We start from the raw sequence: 24,177 nt of genomic DNA on the forward strand, positions 1-24,177 counted from the left end.
TTTCCATGTATTTTTAAACAGGCGGTACCTCAGTAGTTTGCATATTCGCTTCATAATTGTTATAATGTGCCAAGAAAAGTGATGATACTTGAGGAGGTTTTTTCATGAAGCGATTTGGCAGAATTATGTTCTGTTTTCTTCCGGCTCTGCTGGCATTTGGCCTGCAGCAGCTTATCTCCATTCCGGCAGTAGGGCTTGCCCTGCTGGGTGGTTTTTATACCAAAGGGGCAACTTCTATCGATGACTGTATGGATGCATTTTTAAATATTATTTCCACCGCCAATTTTAATGCCGGTGTCAGTGCAGCCTACGGTACTGTTGCCCTTGTGGTATTTGCCTACTGGTATTATAAAAAGTTCCGGCAGACAGAACCGGAAAATGTACGGAAACCTTTTAATATTCCGGTTATCTTCGGCATTCTTATTACTGCAGTAGGATTACAGTATATTACCAATTACATTGTATCTTTTACTGCAGCCATTAACCCGCACTGGCTGGAATATTACAGTAACCTGGTAGAATCGGTGGGACTGGATAAGCCTTCCCTGATTCTGGTTCTCTATTCCGTTCTGATTGGACCTGTCTGTGAAGAACTGATTTTCCGTGGACTGACTTTGAAATATGCCAAAAGAGCAATGCCTTTCTGGGTTGCGAACCTCTTGCAGGCACTGCTCTTTGGTGTGTTCCATATGAATATGATTCAGGGTGTTTATGCTTTTGTGGTAGGAATTGTTCTTGGATTTATCTGCGAGAAAAGCCGCAGCATTTATCCTTCCATGCTTTTCCATATCCTCTTTAACATCTGGGGAACCTTCTCTCCGGACTGGTTTATGTATAAAGCAGATACCGTTCCGTTCTTCTTCCTGTGGTTCTTTGTTGGTGCAGGACTACTGGTTGCAGGACTGCTCCTCTTTTTCTTTGGAGTAAATAAAAAATATCCAAAAATTGAAAATTCTTATTATTCTTAATATCCTTTTGCAATTTTCTTTCCCTGCAAAAGGCTCTGGTTTTGATTTACAAAGGAGCGTGTCCGCTCTTTTAATAATAATTTTCGTCCTTCCGGGGTTCTTGTATATACCACATGGTATGGTCCAAGAGCCCTTTTCATATGTTTTTCAAAAATCAGGGCACGTTCCTTTTGTCTTCCGAATATTTCCGGGACACTGTAACACTCTCTTGATGTGCCAAAGATTTTTTCCCGGATAAGAAGATATCTTGGATTATCAATAACACCCCACAATTCTTCCATGCAGGCAGAATAGGTTGTCTTATCTCTGGTGGTTCCACCTTTAAGCCAGGTACCTACCACAAGTCCGTTAAAGGATTCTACTTCTGTCCTGCAATGGGCACCATCCTCTAATTCCCCGCATTCCCTCAATGCATCTAGCATTGCTTCGCTAAGCTGTTTCATCCGTCTTGCCGGGGTGCTGAATTTAAACAGACGTATCCCCTGATAGACAATTCCGGCAAATGCGGCTAACAGCGCAATTCCAAGTAACAGGAAAGCCGGATGATTACCAAGCTTCTGTGCCATCATTCTTCCACTCATTAAGAGCATTGCAAGTATTACCTGTATGATTTCTATGCAGACCGCATTGATAAAGATATATCCGGTTTCTATTTCTTTTGCTGCAATTTCATCTATCTGTTCTATTTCCATCTGATTTCGCACTTCCTGTAAGGACTGGTTCCATCGCAGCCTCAATGCATTTCTGTCCTTTGCACGCTCAAGCATCATGCGGTTTGCTTTATCTACCTCATATTTTGATGTTATCTTTGGAATGTCCAGCCGACCGATTCCGCTTTCGATTACATCTTCCCTGCAGGATACTCCTAAAAATGATTCAAACCGGCGTTCCAGCATTTCATAATCGCCCTCTGCATCGGTATTACTCTGCTGTCCCCGCTCTTTTGGAAAAATACAGGCAAGGTGCCAGATGTTTCCGGTCTTATCCGGCTGCTCTCTATCGGTACGGATTGCTCTTCCACGCATCTGGTTACTCAGCATAAAAGACCCTACATAAGTTGCCAGTATCAGGGAATTGATGCACGGTGCATCCCAGCCTTCTCCCAGCAATGACTTGGTTCCAATCAGTGTATGAATCTCTCCCTGGCGGAATAACTCCGTCACAACAGCTACGGTGTGGGTACTCTTTCCTTTTATCATAAGCTGTCCGTATCCGGTATCTCCCAGTGGATTTAACGTTCCGCTGCAGCCATACTGTGCCAGCAATTCCGGCAGTTTTGCTTCCACTGCCATTGGAACGATTATCACTGTTCCGCTCAGTACACCCAGCCGGATTCCAGTCATGTTCTGCCGCCTTAAATATTCAAAAATCGGCACTGCACCAAGCTCTGTTACCAGTGTATCTTTACTTCCAATCTCCGGCAATTTGTCTTTCTTAATATAATCGCAGAGAACCAGAAGGCGTAAATCATTTCCCAGTGCCTCATACTCAGCCTGCACAATGGTATGGATGCTCTCCATCTTTCCCTGGCTTTTCATAAGTACCTTTTTTATGGCTTCATTATCCCGCAGTGCAACCTTGTTCCGGTAGATGGCTCCTGCCTCTTTTAATTCCTGCAGCAGGCTTTCCCGCTCTGCTTCCATCATGGTATAGGACTCTCTGTCCTCATAAAGAACACCCTGCAGTAACACTTCCATCCAGTGTGCATCCATTCCCGGCAGCTTTCCCTTTGTTCCGATGAGCTTCCTTAAATAACCTGAAAATGGAATCCCTTTTGCCTGGCAGTATACCAGCAGTGCTGTAAAATACTCCGGTTTATCTAAGAACCGCTCACTGTATTCTTCCGGATGCATAAGCCCCTGATGGGAAGATACGATTCTTCGCAAAGTCTCATCTGCCATCATTTTCTGCACCTGCATCTGCATCCGCTTCTGATGTTCCCTGACATATGCTTCCTCTTCTCTTGTCGGCCAGTTAAAATAAACATAGTCCTGATGCGGGCAGAGACTTCCTTCTCTTACCAGTTCCGGTGTAAAGATTTCTTCATCAATCGGTCCGCACATATCGATATAACGCTTCCACTGTGCCGGTGTGCTGTCATATGGCGGTGTTGCTGTCAATGCAATGATTTTCACATCCGGCAGCTTGTCTAAGAAAGTCTCCAGTGCCTTCCACCACTCACTACGAAGGTGATGTGCCTCATCCAGACAAATTGTTGTAATACCGGCTTCCTTCACTGCCTTAAAAATATCGAAATCCCGGTAGTCAACCTGCTCCGTTTCCTTCTCTCCATCTGCTTCTTCTGTCACTCCGCCGGCTGCCACTTTACTGTCTGCCGCATCTACTCCATCCACCGCTTCACTGGCTGCTGCATCTTCCTCTGCCGCTTCCCCGCTGTCCTCTTCCAGTGTGCCCTGCTCCCGCTTCATGGCACTGTACAGTGCCTGATAAGTCGTTGCAGTCATCTGCTTCATCTGTTTTAAATCATTGGATAATATTTCCTGCGGATCTGCCTCTTCGGTTAAGAAGCCCTCCTGTATACGCATCAGCCATTGCTGGCGGATGGTAATGCTGGGTGAAAAAATAAGGCAGGGTGCTCCCAGCCTCCGAATCAGTTCTATTCCAAGTGTAGTCTTGCCGGAACCCGGCGCTGCCACAATATGTATCTTTCCATCCTTCAAATACTGCTGCGCATGTAAGAGTACTCTTTCCTGATAATCTCTCCACTTTCCCCGAAATTGCAGGATTCCCTCATATCCTGTGTTCATAAATTTCCCTCCATCAACATTTTAATAAATGCAGTATCGCGATATATCCACGGTTCCTTCGAAAATGGCTCATTTGCTTTTACAATCTCTTCCGGTGTCATCCATTCCAGATGATAGCCTTTTGCCTTCTCGCTTTCTGTCATATGCGGTTCTGTTGTTCTCTCCTCAACTGCACAGGCAAAGAAATAGGTGTGACAGTGATATATTTTATCTGTTTCAAATAAATCACGGCGTTTTTCTTCTATCTCGCCCAACAGCTGCATACTTCCCGGACATAATATCAATCCGCCCTCTTCTAATACTTCTCTGGAAAGTGCCGTTTCAAAATCTTCCTCACCATCCATGCCACCGCCTAATATTTTGCAGTCCCCTGCCCTGCCGCGCTGGACTGCAATTTTTCCATTCTTTTTTATGATTGCCCGGACGCACTTTCTTTCAAATACCGGCATGCCATCCTCATAATCTTTTTTATCTAATACCAGAAGTATCTTACTTTCTGTCATTTTCGTTTCCTCGCTCTTGTCAAAGTTACCTAATCCGCCCACTGAAAACTGTTTACCATGGTCTCTGCTGTCCGTATAGATACCTTCACCATTTACCCGGGCAGCACTGCCCTGCACCTGCATCATAAGCTGTGAAAGAATAGTCCTTTGTATTAATTTCTCATCATAATATGTAATGTCGGTTGAAATCGCATTACTAATAGCTAGTATACCATAAACATACTGTTTTTGGGAAGAAATGTCCTATTTCATCCAATAAACAGCTATCTTGTCGCTTTCTACTCTCCAAAGTCATAGTAAGCAGTTGGTTTATCACCAAAGATACCTCCTCTTACTGCCAGCACAAAGTTTCGCTTGGCAAGCACTTGATGCGTTTCTTCTACGTATGCATATTGTCAAGTGTATGTGTCATATTTTATATTCAAAATAAAAAAGGCTGCTACTCTGAAAAATAACAGCCTTTCTTACTATATCAGCCTTTTGGAATTTGACCATCGACATACAGAATGTGATTAACTAACCACTCTGTGAGATATTTTAAAATTCCCATAATCTGTTCATCTTGATCTTCTACCTCATCATTGTGATGTTCCATAAATTCATCAAGTTTATGTATAAATTCCTGATGTTGAACTTTCTGTGTAAATATCTTCTTATAATTAATAGATTCCACCAAAACATTCCCTAATTTTCCTGGAAATATCAGAATCAACAAAACCTTTCTGCGCCATGTCATCGAGCATCTCACACGTTTTTTCGTGCGATAAACCTTTCTTATATGGTCTGTCCTCGGTTAATGCCTGATAAATATCAATACATGCCATAATACGTTCCGGCTCATTTAATTCAGCTGCGGTTTTTCCAAAAGGATACCCTTTTCCATTTAATTTTTCATGATGGAAAGCTGCCCAGTCTCGTATTTCTTCAAAATCATTAACCTCTGATAATATAAGGTATGTATAGCCAGCATGATTCTTCATTTTTGAAAATTCATCATCCGTAAGCTTATCCGGTTTTTCCAAAATTTCATTGCCTACTGCCATCTTCCCAATATCATGCAGTGCACCAGCCAGATAAATTTTTTGCACATTAATAGAATCATATCCGATATATTGAGCAAAAAAAGCTGCTTTTTCAGCCACTCCTATAGAATGTCTGCTTGTAAAAGAAGATTTATAATCTACAATCTTTGCAAAAAAATCTGCGACATTTTTACACGTTTTCCAATCAAAAACCTGTTTTTGTCTTGGGATAATCTCCCATAGCTTCATTTCAAAAGAATTATCACTTAAACATATAAAAGATTCAGAATGTGTGAATGCATGAAAAAAGGCATTCACACATTCTGAATCGAATAATCCATCCCTATTTTTTAAAAGGTACTGACATATAAAATTCCAACTGTTATTTCCAGATCCCGTGTTATTTCCTATAATATCAATGGTATCTGCAAGATGAATAATCCTTGCAAACAATGGAATTTCATTCCACTTTTTTTGAAAAGGACCAGTTCCATCGGCATGTTCATGATGATACAAAATCACATTTGACACATCTGTTTTAAATGGAATTTTAGTAATATTTTTTTCACCATAAATACAATGAAGATTTGTTTTTTTCTCGGATAAATCTTTTTTACAATGAATGACGGAATCCTTTTTCAGTTCTTCCGAAATATATTGTGTCAAAGCATTATCATGCAGTAAAGCACACATGGCTAAATCTTGTAATTCATCACCTTGAATTTTCCAATATTCAGCCATGCATATACTTATATAAGCCACTCTTTTTCCATGTTTGTTTTTGATATTCACCAACTCTGCTTCTATACAGTCCAAAGCATAAGAACAGGCTCCTGCAAGTCCGATGATATCTATACTTAGTTCTTCTTTCATTGGTATAATCCTATCATAATACATTTATGCTTCTGAGAACTGGTCTTTTCCTACAGAGCATAACGGACATTCAAAATCTTCCGGAATATCCTCCCACTTTGTACCAGGTGCAATACCACCTTCTGGATATCCTTTCTCCTCATCATATTCCCATCCGCAAACATCACATACGTATTTCATTCGTTGTTCCTCTTTGTAAATATATTAATACACAGCCTATATTACTGTTATATTTGTGTTGTTCTGTAACCTTAATATGTATAAATACTTTTAGCATTTCCATAATCCATGCAGGTTACAATATGCATATACTTCTTCTACCTGTTCACCATCGCAAAGACAAAAATCTGCTACCGGCTCCTGCCCTGGATTTAACTGTTTTCTGTATATTCCCTGGTTTGTATTTAATGTAATCCACTCAATAAAATGCTCTTCAAGCATTGGATGTTTTGTCTCTCCGACCACGACATGAACATGACTGCCTTCTATCGTATATACAGGTACATGCTTCTCGACAGCAGCATCTGTCACTCCGGCTTTTAATTCCTGCATAGGTTCTCCGCAACAAATTACAGGTACACCCTTATCCTTTACCTTTTCAACAATGTTTCCACAATGCTTACAAATATAATACCTTACTTCCATGCCTTTTTCTCCTTCCATGTGTAAAATTTATAATTCAATTGTCTCCATAATCTTTTTCAATGAATCTGCAGATTCCTTAAGCTTTAACGCTTCCTCGCCACTTAAATTAATAGGTATATCAGACTCAATACCATCTGCACCTACAATAGCTGGCATACTTAACGATACTCCGTCAATATCATATACTCCATGCATCATGTGTGATACAGGAAGTATTGATTTTTCATCTCTCATAATCACTTCGCAGATTCTTTTTACAGACATTGCAATTCCATAATATGTAGCGTGCTTTTTGTTTATAATCTCATAAGCACTGTTCTTGACTGCTGTAGCTATTTCTGCCGTGTTTTCCTTGTGCTTGTAATGTCCACGCATTTCACACATTTCACTTAATGGAACACCAGATACATTGGCTGATGACCATGCTACAACTTCGCTGTCTCCATGCTCACCTACTATAAATGCATGAACACTCCTACTGTCCACAGATAAATGCTCACCAAGCTTATATCTTAATCTGGCACTATCTAACACAGTACCCGATCCAATAACCCTGTTTTCCGGAAGTCCTGATAACTTTATAGCTACCTGAGTCAGGATATCTACCGGATTCGCAACTACAAGCATGATACCTGCAAAATTTCTCTTTGCTATTTCAGGAATGATTGACTTAAATATTGCTACATTTTTATTTACGAGATCAAGCCTTGTCTCTCCCGGTTTCTGTCCCGCTCCGGCAGATATGACAACAATTGCAGCATCAGCCACATCATCATAATCTCCGGCATATATTTTCATCGGACTCGCAAATGGAATACCATGACTGATATCCATCGCTTCTCCTTCTGCCTTGTTCTTATCTGCATCGATAAGGACAATCTCTGTAAACAAGCCACTCTGCATCAGAGCAAATACCGATGCAGAACCAACAAAGCCACAGCCTATCATTACTGCTTTTTTTGAATTAATCATTTTCTTCTTCGTAATAATCTCATCTCCTTAATAATTCTCTTCATGTACTTCAAAATAGCTCTGTGGATGATTACATACCGGACATACTTCAGGCGCCTTAGTTCCTACCACAATATGTCCGCAGTTACGGCATTCCCATACCTTAACTTCGCTCTTTTCAAATACCTGTGCAGTTTCAATATTCTTAAGAAGTGCACGATATCTTTCCTCATGGTGCTTCTCAATCTCACCTACTGCCCTGAATTTTGCTGCAAGCTCAGGGAATCCTTCTTCCTCAGCTGTTTTAGCAAAGCCTTCATACATATCTGTCCACTCATAATTTTCGCCTTCTGCCGCTGCCGCCAGGTTTTCCTTTGTATCACCAATTCCTGCTAATTCCTTGAACCACATCTTTGCATGTTCTTTCTCATTATCTGCAGTCTTTAAAAACAATGCTGACATCTGCTCGTAACCTTCCTTTTTCGCTACAGAAGCAAAATAGGTATACTTATTTCTTGCCTGTGATTCCCCTGCAAATGCCTCCTGCAAATTCTTCTCTGTCTGTGTTCCTGCATATTTGTTATCTGCCATCTCTTTTACCTCCGTTTTCTTTACAACTTTTTCTCCCTACATTTCGGGCAAATGCCTTTAAATGAAATATCATAATCCACAAATTCAATTCCATGAGTGTTATGAATTCTTTCCAGCAAATCCGGTATTTGATCCATATCCACATCAAAAATTTCACCGCACTTTATACATCTTACATGGTAATGATTTTTCAATGTAAAATCAAATCGGTTCGGTCCATCCGGAACTTCAACCTTTCTTAATACACCTTCCTCTACCAATATATCAAGATTTCTATATACAGTTCCTTTTCCAATTGTTGGATATGCTTCTTTTATAAATTCATACACTTCATTTGCCGTAACGTGTCTTCTCATTTCGTATACGGTATTTCTTACAAGATCTTTTTGAATGGTATTTCTCCTACTTGTCATTTGTCCTCCTTATTAGGATTAGTTCTTAATAAGGATTATATATCACTATCATCCTGTTGTCAATAAAAAATAGTAATAATTCTCATTATTATAAAAGATGCCAAACTGAGCATCTTTTACCTGAATAACTATTTTATTTTGCGTTCAAATACATATTCTGAATCTGAAGATAAATCAGACCTAAACGAATATCCGAGTCTGTCAAATTTCTGAATCTCCATCGGATTTTCAATATTATTTTCCGCTATGAATCTGACCATTTCACCACGAGCCATCTTGGCATAGGTACCTTTTGTTACCAATTTATCTCCGGATAACTCACAAAATACAATCGTAATATATCTGTCCTGTGGTGTCAGATACTTTTCTATACATTTTGAGTATTCTTTTGATGCAAGATTAATGATAATCCTACTGTCATCGATTACTGAGCGGTATAACAATTCTCCCCAGTACTCATACAGATTTTTTGCATCTCCAATTCCAACCTTTGCCTGCATTTCAAGACGATAAGGAGTCACACCATCCATTGGTTTTAAAATGCCATAAAACGCAGACAAGATTCTTAAATGATTTTGCAAATACTCAAACTGCTGGATTTCAAACACAGACGGTGCCATATATTGAAATGCAATCCCTTCATATGCTAAAACAGCCGGAGTAAGCCTGTTATAAAGATCCATATTTTCCAATCTGTTAAAGTTCTGCTCTGCAATCTTGTCATTACATTTCCAGATAGCTTTCAGTTCTTCTTTTGATTTGCTTTTCATCCAGTTTAATACTTCTGCTGTCTTATCAATATAGACAGGCAGTTCAACCGGTGCTAATTTATCGGTATCTACAATCATCTTTTTTGCAGGTGATAAAATAATCTTCATTATGCCAATTCCTTAAGCATATTTTCAGGATCATCTGCCGCCTTGACTTTATCATTTGCCTTTATAATGATTCCCTGCTCATCAATAAGATATGTAGTTCTTACTACACCCATAGATACTTTTCCATAATTTTTCTTTTCTTTCCAGACATCATATGCTTCAATAACTTTACGCTCCGGATCTGCTAATAGCGTAAATGCCAGTCCGTATTTTTCTTCAAATCTCTTGTGAGACGCTACAGAGTCCTTGCTTACTCCGAGAATAACAGCTCCCTTCTCAGTAAACTGTGGATAACGCTCAGAAAAGCCACATGCCTGCTTCGTACATCCTGGTGTATTATCCTTTGGATAAAAATATAGGATCACTTTTTTTCCTGCATAATCGCTTAATTTATGCATTTCTCCATTCTGATCCGGCAATTCAAAGTCCGGTGCTTTTTTTCCTACTTCTAACATATTTTATTCCTCCAAATTGATTAATCTGTTTCCAAAATAAATATCTCTGGATCATTAACAATATTATACATTCCATCCATTACTTCCGACAAGCAGGGAAAGAAAAATAATCAATCCAAATACAAAAGGATGTATCACGATAATTCTTGCATTACCTTGACACATCCTTTCGTGTTGTATTTTTTATTCTTCTTAATGACAGCTATGGTTTCCACATCCATGCTCACCACATGTATGTCCATCCCCATGGAACACGGAAGGTTCAGAATCGTTTGATGGCTTCACGCAAGGATGATGCTCCGGCGATTACCTCCAGGTCATTTTTTCTGGCCTATGCATCCGTCTGCTGTTCCTCAAGCTCCTCATAAAACCGGTAACTGTTCTTACCATTCTGTTTGACATAATACAATGTCTTGTCCGCTCTTATATAATATTCTTCAAAGTTTCCTCCCTGTCTGCACATGCACAGACCGCAGGACAGGGATGCCGGTGAAGTCTCTGCCGTGAGATTTTTTGCCGCACCAAAGCTTTCAAACAGCTTTCTCATCCGCATGTTCATCTCTTCTTCTGATGCCTCCGGCAGATAGAACAGGAATTCATCTCCTCCCAGCCGGCAGACCACTGCGTTCTCCATGCACTCTGTGAGCATTGCTCCTACCAGCCTGAGAGCACGATCCCCCGCCTTATGTCCATAGACATCGTTGATCTTCTTAAGATTATCCATATCGACAAATCCCAGACAGCCATCATGCTCCTGCATTTTCTCAAGGATCAGCTTTTCACCCTTATGACGCATAGGAAGACCTGTCAGATAATCCAGGCTTTCCCTGGCCTCTTTCTGCCTGGCCAGCTCCAGCTCGCGGATGCGGTCCATTGTCTGGATCAGCGTAACGACCAGCAGGACCACCAGTCCGGTTGCGATAAAAATCCCTGACATTGACACCACTCGATACACCTCTGTCACCTCCAGCATGACTGCAATCATGGCAACTACCAGTCCGATCAGCGGAAGCTTGTAATGTTTCGCCGTTCCCTTGATGAGATCCCGGCAAATGGTGATAAATATTGTCAGGAACGTTCCTGCAATCACTAGGTGGGACAAGAACATTGTCGAGATAAAATCTGCGATATTCAGTAGCTGTAAGGACGTGCATAGTACAAAGTTCACACAGGTGATACACTCTGCCACATGATAGACCTTCCGGTACCTTCCCTGCTGCACACTGTCAATATAGAACATGAGCGGAACCGGGCAGAGCATCACAACGAAGAAGCACATATTCGACAGAATAGAAGCATTGGAAACGAACAGCTGGCGCAGCTTCGATTCTCCCAGCATCCACACTGCTCCCAGAATCATGCACCATCCCAGGTACTCCAGATCAAATCTCGTCTTATATATAATATCAAGCACCAGACTGATGATCAGCACGACCAGTCCGGCAAACAGCATGGTGCAGGCGATCAGAGTTACCATAAAATAGCAGTGGAGTATATATGCCCAGATATCTGATTTGTCCCCACAATATACCGTGTTGACGACACCGGAATACTTGTCGGTAAAGGACTGCAGTTCAATCCGCACTTCCTGCCCCGCATCCTCGCCGGATGTCTCGCAGAACACATACCCACTGGCAGAATTTTTCCCAAAAGGTCTGGTATTCTCCGTATCATACAACGCCCTCAGTTCCCCACCGATGTAAATGCGCACATTCTCCAGAGAGGACCTGATGGCGATCGTATTTTCATGATAATCCTGTGGGAGCACTGACCGGATGACCAGAGGCTCTCCGGCAGGCACATCACATTTGCCCGGAACCGGGATTTCCTCTTTGGTTCCGTCTGCCAGCACCCGGTAAAAGTTTCCGGTATAAGTAATGCTTTCCTCCGTGACCGTTTCCCTTTCACTTGGGTAAATATATTGTCCCAAAAGGAATGCCGCAAGCAGCACACATATCACCACATAAAATAAAATTCTTTTATACTTTCGGATTGTATATTTCTCTTCTGTCAACTTTTCTACCTCATTAAATGATACCGGGACAGCCCGGCTTTTATTCCCTTATCGGAGTTCTGTCCATGATTTTTCCCTCACTTATGAACAAATTTATCACAAACGGCAGGAAAAGCAACTATCCATTTCGCTCTGTAAAATGTTTATGGAAAATTCATTCGACAAATCATGCTTTCCGAACTAAAATAGGAATGCGATATGATAATTTCATGATCCTATGAAAGGAGACAACATGATATGAAGAATAAAAAATATTCCATCGTTTATAGCAGCTTAACAGGTAATACCAAGGTGCTGGCTGATGCAATCCACGAGGCATTACCTCAGGATGAATGTGAGTATTTCGGTGTGTCCGACACAGTGATTCCTTCTTCCGAACTGCTCTATATCGGATTTTGGACAGACAAGGGAAATGCCGATACCAAGACATTACAGCTATTATCACAGTTAAAGAATAAACAGATTTTTCTGTTTGGAACTGCAGGCTTTGGTGGCAGTGATATCTATTTCCGGAAAATCCTGAATCAGGTTAAGCAGTTCGTTGATGCAAGTAATGTTATCGTCGGAGAGTATATGTGTCAGGGCAGAATGCCACAGTCTGTCCGGGAACGCTACTTGAAAATGAAGGATGCTCCCGATCATCCGGCAAATCTTGATGTATTGATCCAGAATTTTGACTGTGCATTGTCTCACCCTGATGCAGATGACCTGGAGAGACTCAGACAAGCCGTTAGGAACTCATCCTTCTGATAAGACCATAAAATAAGGCAGCCCCACATATCTGAGGCTACCTTACTCTCTTTATTTAACATTGATGCCACTGACATATTGCTGTAGAAACTGTTTCTTTCCACATGGTCTTCCAAAATAATATCCCTGCAGATAATCAACCTTCATTTCTTTCATTTTCAGAAGCCATTCTTTTTCCTCGATGCCTTCTGCGCATATCCTGACGTTAATACTATGTACCATTGGGATGATATTTTTATATAATTCATAATCCCTCGCACTGTTCATCGCCTTGGCAGTAAAATCCCTATCCATTTTCACGTAACTTGGATTCATATCACGGATACAATGAAGATTCGAATATCCTGTTCCAAAATCATCGACCACAAAGGGAATTCCGTTCTTGTCCAGAGTTTTACGAAATTTACAGAACGAAGGTGTCATATCCATAAATCCGCTTTCTGTCATTTCAACACATAAGCATTCCGGCTGTAATGAATATTTTTGAATTGCATCCAGAATATCCCGCTCCACATTGCCTTGCAGAATCTGAACATAGGATACATTTACATTCATCCGGAAGTCAGGAATATATTTCTGCATTTCACAGCACATTGCTGCAGCTTCGTTCAAAATATATCTTCCAGCGGGAATGATCAATCCGGTCTCTTCCAATAATGGGATAAACTCCATCGGTGAAACAAACTCCCGCCCTTCTTCCGTTATCATGGAAAAACGCATCAGTGCCTCTGCTCCAATGATCTGTTCGGACTGACAGTCCACGATCGGCTGGTAGTATACTTCAAAGCCATCATAATGGTTCACAATAGCATTACGAAGTGTTGCTATGATTCTTCCTTTTCGTAAAAAGACCTCATAGTCATCCTGGTCAAAAATATAGAATCCATTTTTACCCATGCTTTTTGCCTGTTTCAAGGCAAATTCAAACTTTTTGCGGCATTCTTCGATTCCCTCACAAAAGGTTGCTGCATCTATAACACCAATCGAAATAGAAAATATAGCTTCATAATTTTCGGCTACTATGAAATTACGAAGTTTATCTGTAATCTTTTCTTTCAGTGCCACAGCGTCTTCTGCAGAGGAAGCTTCCAGATCCACGATCACATACTGATCCGCAACCAGATGGTAAAGCCTTTGATTATCAGAAAGACAGCTCTCCATGCAGTCGGCAACACTTTTTAAGATATAGTTACCATAATCCGCTCCTCTGGAACTATTGATTGCTCCGAAATCATCAATTCCTATATGCATAAGAAAACCCTTGGAAATGGGTTCCTTTTGTGCACGCAGGTAAGCAAGGAATTCCGGCCCGCCAAGCAGTCCTGTGACATTATCGGCTCTTCTCCTGTTGCCGGTCTCATTCAGACACCCGACCAGATACTCTGCCTTTCCCTGCTGATCAATGATCACGATACCACGGCAGTTAATCCAGACCGGCATACCTTCTTTATCAAGCCACCTGTAATGATCTCAAATAAGATTTCTGCTGTCTGCTCTCCAAACACTCTAAATATATCATTAATCACAACAAGAACCTTCCTTCCGACAACTTCACTCTATTCCTGCCATTTTCTAGAATAGCTTAAAGATATTCACACGGTCATGCATCTTGGCTGCTCCCTCTGCCAGATTAATACTGATCGCAGTATTCTCTTCGGAGGATGCAGCATTGCCCTGTACTACGCCGGACAGCTGTTCAATTTCCTGGCCAATCTGCTCCAAGGACTCTGCCTGGGAGTTGGCTTTCTCCATAGTGTTCTCTGCAAGCTCTGCAAAGGACTCCATGCCTCATTTTCATTCTGTAATACTTCTTTTGCATTTACTGGCATACTCCCCAATATTGCCAATACTATCACACAACAAATTACTTTTTTTATTCTATACAGCTTTTTTAACCTCCTTTGTAATCTCTACTTCCTCTACGCCCGGTATCCATGCATTTTTCCATAATACCCGGTGTCCCAAATACCAGATTTGAATATGTTGTCCTTCTTTAATATCTTTAAAACTTCCGGCACTTCCATCCGGTAATGTTACCGGGATTGCATCATCTTGCGCCAGACGATATACCTTTCCGGGATTTTTTCCATTTGCATCTGTCTCTCTTACATAAATCACCTCACCCTTCGATTCAACCACTGCATTCATGCATAAATGATATTCTAAAATATAATTTTTCTGAATGTTCTCTACACTGTATCCGATTAAAACTCCAAATAGCACAAACAGAATACACAACACCCACCGGTACTTTCGTATCTGTCTTTTTTTCTCCCTCTTTGCAATATCTATAGTATCTTTTACCAGCTCATTTACCGTATGCTCTGCCCTGCCAGCCTCTTCTCCCCGGATAATATCAGCAACATCCACCTGAAATACCTGTGCCAGCTCCTCCATTAATTCAATATCTGGAAATGAGATTCCGCGCTCCCATTTCGAAACTGCTTTGTCTGAAATATGAAGCTGTTCTGCAAGCTGCATTTGTGTCCAGCCTTTCTTTTTCCGAAGGTTTCTGATATATTCGCCTGTTTTTTCTTTATCCATACCCATCCTCGTCCGTTTGCCGGACTTCTTCTCCTCCCTGATATTTTGATACCTTTATTCTATATGAATTTCGATATTTTTGCACTCTACTCCTGGTTTAGTGCGTATAAAAAATGCAGGATTCAAGGTTTTCCCTCTCTTCCTGCATTGCCTGCTTTTTGATTATCTCTCCAAACCTCGTCCATTTCCGATTTGTGCCTCCTATTTTTCAGACTGTAATTTCAATTTGGTTATCTTCGAATGCAACAATACAACTTTCATAATAACCATCTCCAGTCTTTCTTGGACCGCTGACAACTTTATAACCATCCGCCCTTAACTCTGCAGTCAAAGCATCAACCTTTTCTTTGCTGCCTACGCTAAAAGCAATGTGCGCATATCCGGTACGAGTAAGCTCTTTGGGACAATCCGACATTTCTGGTTTATTCATAATCTCTATGCGTGTATCATCATCAAATGAAAGAAAATAAGAGCGGAAATCCGTCTGAAAATTATGATATCCATCGTTTGATTTTGCATCAAAATATTTCACAAAAAAATTTCTTGCTTCTTCCAGATTATTTACATATAATGCAAATGGTGCAATCCTCACAAGCAGGAAGTTAACTGATACTATCATAAAATCTTTGCAACACAATCGCCAACTCTTCCGGGACTTCTATGTTTGCTTCATGACCTGTTTTCATAAGTTCATGGAAGTAGGAATTGTTCAGATAATGGCAAAGTTCTTTTGAAGTTTTTTTGTTTGCATTGTCCTTCTCTCCACAAACGATTAATACCGGACAAGACACCTTATGCAGTGAGTCACTGAAATCTAATTCAGCCATCGTACCACATAGTTTAATAACATCTGCTTTTTTGAAGCCCATTTTATTGAATGCCGAATTCGGCATAAGATGAAACAATATATTCTGAACTTTCAATAATTTTCGGGGCATTTTATATTGTGCTGCAATTAATACGAGTGCCTTTACTTTATCTGGGTGGTCTATCGCATAATTAAGTGCCAAAACAGCTCCTAGAGAAAGCCCACATAAGACAATTTCTTCGTTCTCCTTGTCGCATTCTGATGAGAATGCTGAATATAATTCCTTATATGTAGCAGATTTCCTTTCTAACAGCTCTGATAAACTCAAACTGCAACTGCTTTTCGATACTTTCGTTTCTTTTATTACTCTATTCCAACTGTCTGGTTTTTGCCCTAGTCCATGCAAATATAAATACTTCATATATTGTCACTCCGTCAAATTTTGATTTCTATTTTTGTTTCCATAGCATAGTGTATTCTTTTTCACCAGTAGCTTCATCCAAACCTTTACATTGAATAATGAACCCTTCTCTTTGGTAAAAAGAAATTGCTCTGGCATTCTTCTGGTATACATTTAATTGTAATCTATCTTTTTTATCCTTAATATAATTCAATAAAAGCTTACCTATGCCACATGACTGCATTTCTTCAGGAACAAAAATACCTTCAATATATTCATTATTTAGTCCTACAAATCCTTGTATCATCTTATCCACTTCAAACACATAGACTTCGGATTGTGACATCATTTCTTTCACTAATTCATAATTACTTTTCCAGTATTGATTGGAAATAAAATAATGCGTTTTCAGATTTGTCTTTAACCATATGTCAGCAACTCTATCGATATCTCCGTTCAGCAACTTTCTAATCATAACAAATATTCTCCACAACTACATCCTTTCTGCTTTTCTCTTTTTTCATTCTATCACAAGCTCACCATTAATCATCAATTTTTTGATATTTTTTCTTTTTCCCACTGTAAAACAGCCTCTGAGCGTTTCTATAGGCTTTGATGTCCGGGCAGCCTTCGGGTTGCCTTTACATAGTTTCCACTTTCAAAAAATAAAAAAATTTGTGTTTTTGAAAGTGGGTGCCTATATAAAAACAATCACGAGAGCAAAATATATCGATAGAATCATTGAACTGAATGGCACTCCTGACATCAAGATTATCTTCATCGACTTCATGGATTTGGCGTATGAAAAAAATCAAGGAATAACATTCCTTACACGCCTATGTGTAAGAACATTATCAGGAAGGCAAAACGAACTATATAAAGGAGTCTTCCTGAAAACATACAAAAACTATATAACATAGGGCATGAATGATTTTTTCTCCATCAAACTGGAATTTGTAATTACATTCCATACATATTGGCATTCTTTACAATCACTCTATCTCCTTTTTCTAATTGTTCCTTAGAAACTCCTCTTAACCCAAGTCCAACATGCTCTGTTTTATATCCACAACCATTTGATTTTCGTTCTTTTGTATGTATATCGATGGTAGTAATTATAGTCTCTAATACACCTCCATTTGTTTTATAAACACACGCATTTTCTCCTTCTCTACACATTCCTGTTGATATGTTTCCTGTGGCAACTGTTCCAACCCCCATAATTGTAAATACATCATCAATAATCAATTCAAAGTCTTCTTTTAAACATAATGGAACATCTAATCTGTTCATATACTCTTTTTCTCGCTCTTTTTTGCTTTTACCAAATAATCCCATAGTGTTTCTCCTTTATAACTTCCGATTGTTTTAATTCTTCTCAGTTCCACCTTCTTGCCCTTCGGACAAGAAGTATCCCTCACTCAAAGAGCTCGGTCAATTCCAGGTTATCGGGGTAAAGCCCCTCAGGAACCTTCATTTTTTTGCAAATTATAAGTTGTTATTTCAATGCTTTTTTATCATTTTCTTTTTCATCATATTATGTTCAAACTCAACCCATGCGATTTCAGAAAATAGAACTATCATATAAATAACCACCTGAACCACAACGCCATCCAGCTTTTTAATAAAATATCCAAAAACAGCTTGTGTAATAAATAGCACACAACCCAAAATAATAAAATTTCTGCCATGTCTATGGTTCCATTCCGTAACATTTGTCAGTTCATCTTTACGAAGTGGTTTCTCTCCTGTATTTATTGATACTGGTTTTTCAGACCTATACTGCATAATTCCAAGTATGATAAAAATAAGTGAAATCAATAATGAAATTACCAAATAAATAATTGTAGCAGCCATGTCTATTCCTCCAATTCAGCCTCTGCTTCCACTCTCTCTGCTTCTGCCCTCTCCGACTCTGTCTGTTTCTTATTCTTCGCATTCTCCATATGCCGGTAAAGGAGTTATTCTTGAATTATAAGATGCACAGTGGGACAGTCCTATGTGCCTCCTTTGTTTTGATACCTCTATTAGATATCAGAACGGTCGTTGCCACAAGCAACACAAATTAACTTTTTCGTTTTTGCCGCAGTAAACTGGATGACCGGTCCGGAAATGAGGATTGTTACTATGGTGCATATGCCAAATTTTCCGCCCAGCATAACACCTGTCACAACCATCACGACATCCAGTACCATTCGTACAATTTTTACCTGCCAGTTGTTCTTCTCTGCAAGAGAAAAAGTCAGTGCCTCATAAGAACCCCGCCCCAGGGAGGCTGCCGCATAAAATCCGGTTCCTATGGCAAAAATCACAATTCCTAATAACATGATAAGTGCATTTACCCATATATGCGTACTGTACACATGTGCATTTGCAAACAAATCTACACAAAGGCTATATACAATCTGATAAAGTATCGTGCCGATATGTATCTGTGACCTGTCATAGAAAAACGCAAATACAATCATAACTATGGCTACTATCATGGATGCCATACCGATGCTTACATGAAATGTTTTTGAAATTCCCTGCCATAATACCGCAAGGGTGGCACCACCAAATCCCGCATACAGCGCCAGCGTAATGCCATATGCCGCAACGACTGAACCAGCCACTATAATAATTAATTTTATTGTCCACTCCAATTTACTCATGTCATTCCGTTTTTCCATTCCATTCACTTATCATATTTCAACATCTATCCAATTTACACTTCCAAAATTTTACACTGTTCAAGTCCCGCACTCCAAAACTCCTCAATCGGCATACCTTTCACCTGACAGATAATGCTTGCATTCATCGCACCATGTCCCACAATCAGGATATCCTTACCTTCCTGTAGCTGCGGGTCTATCACTTCCTTCAAAAATGCTCCGGTTCTTGCAAAGAGTTCCTCCCAGGTTTCTGCTCCACCTATCGATTCGTGATATTCTCCCGGCTTTTGAAACAAAATATTAATCGGGCAATCCGGAATAGCAAAGCTGTTTTCGATTCCCTCATAATCGCCAAAACTCATTTCCATCAGCCGTTCGTCTTTTATTATTGGAATTTTCCGGTTTTTTAACACAATTTGTGCTGTCTCAACAGCCCTTATCAACGGAGAACAATAACACACATCTATGTGCAAATCCTTATACTCTTCGCATGCTTTTTCCGCCATCAGGCGTCCTTCTTCATTTAATGGGATATCCGTTCTTCCCTGTATTTTATGTAATGCATTCCATTCCGTTTTTCCATGCCGCATAATATATAACATTTTGAATTTCTCCTAAAATCATAGTTTTTAACTTATCTTTCTGTTTAATAAGCCCCACAAACTCAGGAAACCTATTGCAGCCCCAAGCACCACTCCGGCTACTTTCATTAATTCATTGTTCCTAAATTTTTTATCCGGAAGAATGCCCGCTTTATTATATGAATATTTTATATGATCTGTGGTATATGCAGTTATGGTATCTCCCACTTTATATTCTGCATATACACTTTCCGGCACCTGCATCCGCTTATTATATTCATTCGTTTTGCCACCATGATAATAGAAGAAATAATTTTGAGATATGGCATTATCCGCCGTAGCATCTTCACTCTTTTTATCCGTTATCACAACATCTTCTCTATCATAATCTTCTCCTAATACCATCTCTTCCATTTGTCTGTGAAGTGCCTTCGACGTCAAAAATACGTTTAACCAGACCGCCAGAAAAGCTATGCTTAAAGCAGCAAAACAACTCCAGAACAGAACTTTCTTCTGCTTTCCGGTTAATCGTTCTTTTTGTTTCTGATGCTTCGCCAATTTGTTGCTCATGCTGTAATTCTCACATTCTTTCTAATCGTCTTACTTATCATACTTTTTCAGGAAATACGTTGCCTTATCTTTATCTATATGCAGTTCCTCTTGCAGCAATAAAATAATTTCCTTCTCTGACTTTCCGAATCTGCGTCCAAGTTTTATAACTTCCTTCGTTTTTCCTACTATTTCGCCCTCTTCCAGACCTTCTTTTTTTCCTTCTTTTCTGCCTTCCTCTTCGCCCTGTTTCCGAATTCTTTCTTCTCTCTCAAAGCTCTTCATATATGCAAGACCTACCTCTCCATCCCGCTTGACTGCAGTTACCATCCGGTGTAACTTTTTCAGTTTCTCGGTGGAAGCATTCTCTACGGATGAATGCTCCATGTAATGCAGTAGCTGTTTTAATTCATCCGGTGGATTTCCTTCACTTCCTCTTGTATACAAAAATATGGTCTGCGCCCCATCTTCATACTTTAACTCCGGCACCTCGATGCAACAATTCTTGATTGTATACACCATACGATTCAGTCCAAAGGGATCATAGGTTGTAATGAAAATAACAACAACATTCCGAAGACTTCCATAGGTTTCGCCCGATGGTAAATTTCCGGCATCAATTTTTGCATGATAAAACCGGACTCTTCTTGGTAATGCTGCCATCTCGTTCTTCCCATCATTCTGGTCCGGTTCTATATCAAAGATTTCACCATTCTCTTCATCCAGATATACATCCAGCCGGATTCCGTGGGTTTCTGTATTCTCTCCGCAAAAGAAACGCTGTGGCACTACCGTAAGCTTTCCTATCTGTCGATGCAGAATGCATTCCAAAATATACCTCGCTGACTGTTCCCCATAAATTTTGTGACTGGTTAAGCTGTTTACTAAAAAGTCATCCACCAGATTCAGTTCTTCTAAAGTTCTCATTTTTCCTCCTTTTCCCATAATGCAGTGAAAAGCAGGATTGCATATATCTCATATTTTCCTAAACTTCCGCCTCTTCAATGCACTATGCGTTTATTAATTGTTATTAGAATTTAAAAGCATAGAATTCATTGAATTGATACTAGAAATTTAGACTGGCTTTCACCATTCGAAAATCAGAATATATGCTTTGTGTTGATTGTAACAAATAAGTTCTTTGAATACAAGTAAATTTTTCCCAGTAGCTTAAACCTCACAGAATCTGTCACCGGTGCTTCTTACGGATGCCTAACGTCTTAAAGCAGAAAGAGGCAACAACCCTGCCGGGCTGCTGCCTCTTTCTGTTTTTATGCTTATGCTCTTATTTCTTAATTTTATTCTGCTTTGTCATCTACTGTAACAGTGATTTTGTTCAGGTGCCAGATATCATCCACATATTCCTGAATCGTACGGTCAGATGAGAATTTGCCGGAAGCTGCAATATTTAAGATTGCCTTTCTAGCCCATTCTTTTTCATCTGCATATGCAGCATTAATCTTCTTCTGTGCTTCCACATAAGAACGGAAGTCTGCCAGAATAAAGTAAGTATCTGCGTACTGTGTGCACTGTGTATTCAGCAGTGAGTTGTAAAGGTCACGGAACAATTCCGGATCATTTGGTGAATAAAATCCGTTGATTAACTGCATCAGAACTTTACGGACATCCTGATCATTGTTGAAAATCTGCATTGGGTCATAATCGCGTTTCTGCTCATGAGCAATCACTTCGTCAGAGCTCATACCGAAGATAAACATGTTTTCTTTGCCGACTTCTTCTGCCATCTCAACGTTTGCACCATCCATGGTTCCGATAGTAAGCGCTCCATTCAGCATGAACTTCATATTACCGGTTCCGGAAGCTTCCTTACTTGCGGTAGAAATCTGCTCGCTGACATCTGCTGCTGCAAAAATAATCTCTGCATTGGATACCTTGTAGTCTTCGATAAATACAACCTTAATCTTTCCGTTGATAGACTTATCATTGTTGATGACATCTGCAACAGAGTTGATTAATTTGATGGTAAGTTTTGCATTGCGGTAGCCTGCTGCTGCTTTTGCTCCGAAAATGAAAGTTCTTGGAATGAATTCCATATCCGGATGCTCTTTTAATTCATTATAAAGATACATTACATGAAGAATATTTAAGAGCTGGCGTTTATACTCATGCAGACGTTTTACCTGTACATCAAAGATAGAACGAGGATTTACTTCAATTCCGTTGTGTTCTTCGATATAAGATGCAAGACGCAGCTTGTTCTGATATTTGATATTTAAGAATTCCTGCTGAACCTTTTCATCATCTGCATAGAACTCTAATCTCTTGATGCGGGAAAGGTCTGTAATCCAGTCTTTTCCAACATATTTGGTTACCCAGTCTGCAAGTAATGGATCTCCATGCATTAAGAAACGACGCTGTGTAATACCATTGGTCTTATTATTAAATTTCTCCGGGAACATCTCGTAGAAATCTTTTAATTCCTGTTTCTTAAGGATTTCTGTATGAAGTGCCGCTACACCATTTACAGAATATCCTGCACAGATTGCCAGATGAGCCATTTTTACCTGACCATCATATACAATTGCCATCTTCTCAACCTTGTGGTTGTCTCCAGGATATTTCTGCTGGATTTCCAGTACAAAACGACGGTTGATTTCTTCTACAATCTGGTAAATTCTAGGAAGCAGTCTTGAGAAAATCTCGATTGGCCATTTCTCTAATGCTTCTGCCATGATGGTATGGTTGGTATATGCACAACATTTTGTTGTAATATTCCATGCATCATCCCACTCTAAACCTTCTTCATCCAGTAAGATACGCATTAACTCTGCAACTGCTACGGTTGGATGGGTATCATTCATCTGGAATACTGCTTTTTCAGGAAGCATATGGATATCTGGATGATTCTTCTTAAATCTTGCAATAGCACGCTGTAAGCTGGCAGATACAAAGAAGTACTGCTGTTTTAAACGAAGCTCTTTTCCTGCGATATGGTTATCATTCGGATAGAGAACTTCTACTAAGTTCTTTGCAAGGTTCTGCTGTTCGATTGCACGATGATAATCACCTTTATCAAAGGAATCCAGCTCGAAGCATTCCATTGGCTCTGCATCCCAGATCATCAATGTATTTACTACATTATTGTTATAACCTACGATTGGCATATCATAAGGAATTGCTTTTACGGACTGATAGCCTTCCTGTACGAATCTGGTTCTTCCATCTGGCTGTGCCTCTGCACGTACATATCCACCAAATTTTACTTCGAAATTGTATTCCGGACGTTTTAATTCAAATGGATATCCATTCTGTAACCAGTTATCCGGCTCTTCTACCTGATAACCATTCTCTATTTTCTGACGGAACATTCCATAATGGTAACGGATTCCACAACCATATGCCGGATATCCCAGAGTTGCCAAAGATTCCATAAAGCAGGCAGCAAGTCTTCCCAGTCCACCATTTCCAAGTGCCGGGTCCGGCTCCTGATCCTCTATGGCATTTAAGTTGATTCCCATTTCCTCTAAAGCTTCTTTCACTTCATTGTACACAGTTAGGTTAATCAGGTTATTGCCTAATGCACGGCCCATTAAGAACTCCATGGACATATAGTATACAATCTTTGGATCTGCTTTATCAAATTCCTGCTGGGTTGCAAGCCACTGGTCAATGATTACATCTTTTACAACGTAGGATACTGCCTGGAAAATTTCCTGCTCGCTTGCTTCATCCATTGTCTTACGATAGAGGTATTTTACGTTCTCAACTACCTCTTTTTTGAAGGTTTCCTTTTCAAACATTTTGCTTTTCATAATGTTCTCCTTTTGTTTCGATTCCGGTGTTTTTTGT

26 protein-coding genes and 2 pseudogenes are annotated in these 24,177 nt (G+C 39.9%); 3 read left to right on the top strand and 25 right to left on the bottom strand.

Features of this window, described 5'->3' with window-relative positions:
• The first annotated feature begins 104 nt into the window (after positions 1-104).
• Positions 105-968 (top strand): type II CAAX endopeptidase family protein, encoded by an 864-nt coding sequence (locus DXB39_RS10640; RefSeq protein WP_117841720.1) that lies wholly within the window; start codon positions 105-107, stop codon positions 966-968.
• Here the strand turns inward: DXB39_RS10640 and DXB39_RS10645 are convergent.
• The 12 genes and pseudogenes from DXB39_RS10645 to DXB39_RS10700 all read right to left on the bottom strand — a co-directional run bounded on the left by DXB39_RS10645 (position 965) and on the right by DXB39_RS10700 (position 12,081).
• Positions 965-3,736, bottom strand: a complete 2,772-nt coding sequence (locus tag DXB39_RS10645; RefSeq protein ID WP_117841719.1) for a DEAD/DEAH box helicase family protein — start codon at positions 3,734-3,736, stop codon at positions 965-967. The genes DXB39_RS10640 and DXB39_RS10645 overlap by 4 nt on opposite strands.
• Positions 3,733-4,365, bottom strand: coding sequence for an NUDIX domain-containing protein (locus DXB39_RS10650; RefSeq protein ID WP_243006019.1), 633 nt, complete (start codon positions 4,363-4,365; stop codon positions 3,733-3,735). The genes DXB39_RS10645 and DXB39_RS10650 overlap by 4 nt, the downstream gene beginning before the upstream one ends.
• Before the next feature lie 346 nt (positions 4,366-4,711).
• Positions 4,712-4,912, bottom strand: a pseudogene (locus DXB39_RS15270) (bacteriohemerythrin); the annotation flags it as partial.
• Positions 4,899-6,158: an HD domain-containing phosphohydrolase gene (locus tag DXB39_RS10660; protein WP_199535135.1), complete on the bottom strand. Its 1,260-nt coding sequence runs from the start codon at positions 6,156-6,158 to the stop codon at positions 4,899-4,901. The pseudogene DXB39_RS15270 and the gene DXB39_RS10660, both read right to left, overlap by 14 nt.
• Positions 6,159-6,314 carry a rubredoxin gene (locus tag DXB39_RS10665; protein WP_012740305.1) on the bottom strand — a complete coding sequence of 52 codons (156 nt, stop codon included), beginning with the start codon at positions 6,312-6,314 and terminating at the stop codon, positions 6,159-6,161. It abuts the gene before it with no gap.
• Between the two features lie 90 nt (positions 6,315-6,404).
• Positions 6,405-6,779: a desulfoferrodoxin family protein gene (locus DXB39_RS10670; protein WP_023920586.1), complete on the bottom strand. Its 375-nt coding sequence runs from the start codon at positions 6,777-6,779 to the stop codon at positions 6,405-6,407.
• A gap of 27 nt (positions 6,780-6,806) precedes the next feature.
• Positions 6,807-7,751: an L-lactate dehydrogenase gene (locus DXB39_RS10675; RefSeq protein ID WP_117841718.1), complete on the bottom strand. Its 945-nt coding sequence runs from the start codon at positions 7,749-7,751 to the stop codon at positions 6,807-6,809.
• Positions 7,752-7,778: 27 nt separating this feature from the next.
• Complete coding sequence (gene rbr / locus DXB39_RS10680; protein ID WP_117697963.1) at positions 7,779-8,321, bottom strand: rubrerythrin; 543 nt, start codon at positions 8,319-8,321, stop codon at positions 7,779-7,781.
• Between the two features lie 20 nt (positions 8,322-8,341).
• The gene (locus DXB39_RS10685; protein WP_117841717.1) at positions 8,342-8,734 is read right to left on the bottom strand and encodes a Fur family transcriptional regulator; all 393 of its coding nucleotides are present in this window, start codon (positions 8,732-8,734) and stop codon (positions 8,342-8,344) included.
• A 128-nt stretch (positions 8,735-8,862) separates the two neighbouring features.
• Positions 8,863-9,612 carry a peroxide stress protein YaaA gene (gene yaaA / locus DXB39_RS10690; protein WP_117841716.1) on the bottom strand — a complete coding sequence of 250 codons (750 nt, stop codon included), beginning with the start codon at positions 9,610-9,612 and terminating at the stop codon, positions 8,863-8,865.
• Complete coding sequence (gene bcp, locus DXB39_RS10695) at positions 9,612-10,067, bottom strand: thioredoxin-dependent thiol peroxidase (RefSeq protein ID WP_005604299.1); 456 nt, start codon at positions 10,065-10,067, stop codon at positions 9,612-9,614. Before bcp ends, yaaA begins: the two co-directional genes overlap by 1 nt.
• Before the next feature lie 331 nt (positions 10,068-10,398).
• Positions 10,399-12,081, bottom strand: a complete 1,683-nt coding sequence (locus DXB39_RS10700) for a GGDEF domain-containing protein (protein ID WP_243006018.1) — start codon at positions 12,079-12,081, stop codon at positions 10,399-10,401.
• 237 nt (positions 12,082-12,318) lie between these two features.
• On the opposite strand from DXB39_RS10700, the gene bilS reads away from it, so the two are divergent.
• A complete protein-coding gene (gene bilS / locus DXB39_RS10705; RefSeq protein WP_117841715.1) occupies positions 12,319-12,831 on the top strand; it encodes a flavodoxin family protein BilS in 513 nt (170 codons plus the stop codon).
• A 51-nt stretch (positions 12,832-12,882) separates the two neighbouring features.
• Here bilS and DXB39_RS10710 read toward each other — a convergent pair whose 3' ends face one another.
• The 6 genes from DXB39_RS10710 to DXB39_RS10735 form a co-directional block, all read right to left on the bottom strand.
• Complete coding sequence (locus DXB39_RS10710) at positions 12,883-14,271, bottom strand: bifunctional diguanylate cyclase/phosphodiesterase (RefSeq protein WP_243006017.1); 1,389 nt, start codon at positions 14,269-14,271, stop codon at positions 12,883-12,885.
• A gap of 132 nt (positions 14,272-14,403) precedes the next feature.
• On the bottom strand, positions 14,404-14,616 hold the full coding sequence (locus DXB39_RS10715) for a hypothetical protein (RefSeq protein ID WP_242994244.1): 213 nt from the start codon (positions 14,614-14,616) through the stop codon (positions 14,404-14,406).
• A 93-nt stretch (positions 14,617-14,709) separates the two neighbouring features.
• Positions 14,710-15,375, bottom strand: coding sequence for a helix-turn-helix domain-containing protein (locus tag DXB39_RS10720; RefSeq protein WP_118087770.1), 666 nt, complete (start codon positions 15,373-15,375; stop codon positions 14,710-14,712).
• 208 nt (positions 15,376-15,583) lie between these two features.
• A complete protein-coding gene (locus DXB39_RS10725) occupies positions 15,584-15,994 on the bottom strand; it encodes a VOC family protein (RefSeq protein WP_330414822.1) in 411 nt (136 codons plus the stop codon).
• Positions 15,978-16,604 carry an alpha/beta fold hydrolase gene (locus tag DXB39_RS10730; RefSeq protein ID WP_117841713.1) on the bottom strand — a complete coding sequence of 209 codons (627 nt, stop codon included), beginning with the start codon at positions 16,602-16,604 and terminating at the stop codon, positions 15,978-15,980. Before DXB39_RS10730 ends, DXB39_RS10725 begins: the two co-directional genes overlap by 17 nt.
• Positions 16,605-16,632: 28 nt before the next feature.
• Positions 16,633-17,058: a GNAT family N-acetyltransferase gene (locus DXB39_RS10735; protein ID WP_117841712.1), complete on the bottom strand. Its 426-nt coding sequence runs from the start codon at positions 17,056-17,058 to the stop codon at positions 16,633-16,635.
• Between the two features lie 190 nt (positions 17,059-17,248).
• Between DXB39_RS10735 and DXB39_RS10740 the strand changes: the two are divergent.
• A pseudogene (locus DXB39_RS10740) lies at positions 17,249-17,426 on the top strand (ATPase); the annotation flags it as partial.
• Between the two features lie 117 nt (positions 17,427-17,543).
• On the opposite strand, the gene DXB39_RS10745 reads toward DXB39_RS10740, so the two are convergent.
• From DXB39_RS10745 to DXB39_RS10775, 7 genes are all read right to left on the bottom strand, one after another.
• Positions 17,544-17,921: a translation elongation factor Tu domain protein gene (locus DXB39_RS10745; protein WP_021748087.1), complete on the bottom strand. Its 378-nt coding sequence runs from the start codon at positions 17,919-17,921 to the stop codon at positions 17,544-17,546.
• Between the two features lie 165 nt (positions 17,922-18,086).
• On the bottom strand, positions 18,087-18,440 hold the full coding sequence (locus DXB39_RS10750; RefSeq protein ID WP_117841711.1) for a hypothetical protein: 354 nt from the start codon (positions 18,438-18,440) through the stop codon (positions 18,087-18,089).
• A gap of 170 nt (positions 18,441-18,610) precedes the next feature.
• A complete protein-coding gene (locus tag DXB39_RS10755) occupies positions 18,611-19,255 on the bottom strand; it encodes a YczE/YyaS/YitT family protein (RefSeq protein ID WP_330415599.1) in 645 nt (214 codons plus the stop codon).
• A 35-nt stretch (positions 19,256-19,290) separates the two neighbouring features.
• On the bottom strand, positions 19,291-19,839 hold the full coding sequence (locus tag DXB39_RS10760) for a histidine phosphatase family protein (protein ID WP_117841710.1): 549 nt from the start codon (positions 19,837-19,839) through the stop codon (positions 19,291-19,293).
• Between the two features lie 27 nt (positions 19,840-19,866).
• Positions 19,867-20,388 (bottom strand): hypothetical protein, encoded by a 522-nt coding sequence (locus DXB39_RS10765; protein ID WP_117841709.1) that lies wholly within the window; start codon positions 20,386-20,388, stop codon positions 19,867-19,869.
• 30 nt (positions 20,389-20,418) lie between these two features.
• The gene (locus DXB39_RS10770; RefSeq protein ID WP_117841708.1) at positions 20,419-21,294 is read right to left on the bottom strand and encodes an Rpn family recombination-promoting nuclease/putative transposase; all 876 of its coding nucleotides are present in this window, start codon (positions 21,292-21,294) and stop codon (positions 20,419-20,421) included.
• 371 nt (positions 21,295-21,665) lie between these two features.
• Entirely contained in the window at positions 21,666-24,140 is a 2,475-nt protein-coding gene (locus tag DXB39_RS10775) for a glycogen/starch/alpha-glucan phosphorylase (protein WP_117841845.1), read from the bottom strand.
• Between the last annotated feature and the right edge of the window lie 37 nt (positions 24,141-24,177).

This window comes from Roseburia sp. OM03-7AC (assembly GCF_003462625.1).
Lineage (GTDB): Bacteria > Bacillota > Clostridia > Lachnospirales > Lachnospiraceae > Roseburia_C > Roseburia_C amylophila.

What these genes read in the sequence shown, in the direction of transcription:
- DXB39_RS10640 (WP_117841720.1), top strand. Translation starts at nt 105, where the DNA reads ATGAAGCGATTTGGCAGAATTATGTTCTGTTTTCTTCCGGCTCTGCTG.
- DXB39_RS10765 (WP_117841709.1), bottom strand. Translation starts at nt 20,388, where the DNA reads ATGAGCAACAAATTGGCGAAGCATCAGAAACAAAAAGAACGATTAACC.
- DXB39_RS10755 (WP_330415599.1), bottom strand. Translation starts at nt 19,255, where the DNA reads ATGGAAAAACGGAATGACATGAGTAAATTGGAGTGGACAATAAAATTA.
- yaaA (WP_117841716.1), bottom strand. Translation starts at nt 9,612, where the DNA reads ATGAAGATTATTTTATCACCTGCAAAAAAGATGATTGTAGATACCGAT.
- DXB39_RS10720 (WP_118087770.1), bottom strand. Translation starts at nt 15,375, where the DNA reads ATGGATAAAGAAAAAACAGGCGAATATATCAGAAACCTTCGGAAAAAG.
- DXB39_RS10745 (WP_021748087.1), bottom strand. Translation starts at nt 17,921, where the DNA reads ATGGGATTATTTGGTAAAAGCAAAAAAGAGCGAGAAAAAGAGTATATG.
- DXB39_RS10750 (WP_117841711.1), bottom strand. Translation starts at nt 18,440, where the DNA reads ATGGCTGCTACAATTATTTATTTGGTAATTTCATTATTGATTTCACTT.
- DXB39_RS10675 (WP_117841718.1), bottom strand. Translation starts at nt 7,751, where the DNA reads ATGATTAATTCAAAAAAAGCAGTAATGATAGGCTGTGGCTTTGTTGGT.
- DXB39_RS10775 (WP_117841845.1), bottom strand. Translation starts at nt 24,140, where the DNA reads ATGAAAAGCAAAATGTTTGAAAAGGAAACCTTCAAAAAAGAGGTAGTT.
- bilS (WP_117841715.1), top strand. Translation starts at nt 12,319, where the DNA reads ATGAAGAATAAAAAATATTCCATCGTTTATAGCAGCTTAACAGGTAAT.
- DXB39_RS10645 (WP_117841719.1), bottom strand. Translation starts at nt 3,736, where the DNA reads ATGAACACAGGATATGAGGGAATCCTGCAATTTCGGGGAAAGTGGAGA.
- DXB39_RS10670 (WP_023920586.1), bottom strand. Translation starts at nt 6,779, where the DNA reads ATGGAAGTAAGGTATTATATTTGTAAGCATTGTGGAAACATTGTTGAA.
- DXB39_RS10730 (WP_117841713.1), bottom strand. Translation starts at nt 16,604, where the DNA reads ATGAAGTATTTATATTTGCATGGACTAGGGCAAAAACCAGACAGTTGG.
- DXB39_RS10760 (WP_117841710.1), bottom strand. Translation starts at nt 19,839, where the DNA reads ATGTTATATATTATGCGGCATGGAAAAACGGAATGGAATGCATTACAT.
- DXB39_RS10685 (WP_117841717.1), bottom strand. Translation starts at nt 8,734, where the DNA reads ATGACAAGTAGGAGAAATACCATTCAAAAAGATCTTGTAAGAAATACC.
- DXB39_RS10715 (WP_242994244.1), bottom strand. Translation starts at nt 14,616, where the DNA reads ATGGAGTCCTTTGCAGAGCTTGCAGAGAACACTATGGAGAAAGCCAAC.
- DXB39_RS10650 (WP_243006019.1), bottom strand. Translation starts at nt 4,365, where the DNA reads ATGATGCAGGTGCAGGGCAGTGCTGCCCGGGTAAATGGTGAAGGTATC.
- DXB39_RS10735 (WP_117841712.1), bottom strand. Translation starts at nt 17,058, where the DNA reads ATGATTAGAAAGTTGCTGAACGGAGATATCGATAGAGTTGCTGACATA.
- DXB39_RS10770 (WP_117841708.1), bottom strand. Translation starts at nt 21,294, where the DNA reads ATGAGAACTTTAGAAGAACTGAATCTGGTGGATGACTTTTTAGTAAAC.
- DXB39_RS10710 (WP_243006017.1), bottom strand. Translation starts at nt 14,271, where the DNA reads ATGCCGGTCTGGATTAACTGCCGTGGTATCGTGATCATTGATCAGCAG.
- rbr (WP_117697963.1), bottom strand. Translation starts at nt 8,321, where the DNA reads ATGGCAGATAACAAATATGCAGGAACACAGACAGAGAAGAATTTGCAG.
- bcp (WP_005604299.1), bottom strand. Translation starts at nt 10,067, where the DNA reads ATGTTAGAAGTAGGAAAAAAAGCACCGGACTTTGAATTGCCGGATCAG.
- DXB39_RS10725 (WP_330414822.1), bottom strand. Translation starts at nt 15,994, where the DNA reads ATGATAGTATCAGTTAACTTCCTGCTTGTGAGGATTGCACCATTTGCA.
- DXB39_RS10660 (WP_199535135.1), bottom strand. Translation starts at nt 6,158, where the DNA reads ATGTATTATGATAGGATTATACCAATGAAAGAAGAACTAAGTATAGAT.
- DXB39_RS10665 (WP_012740305.1), bottom strand. Translation starts at nt 6,314, where the DNA reads ATGAAATACGTATGTGATGTTTGCGGATGGGAATATGATGAGGAGAAA.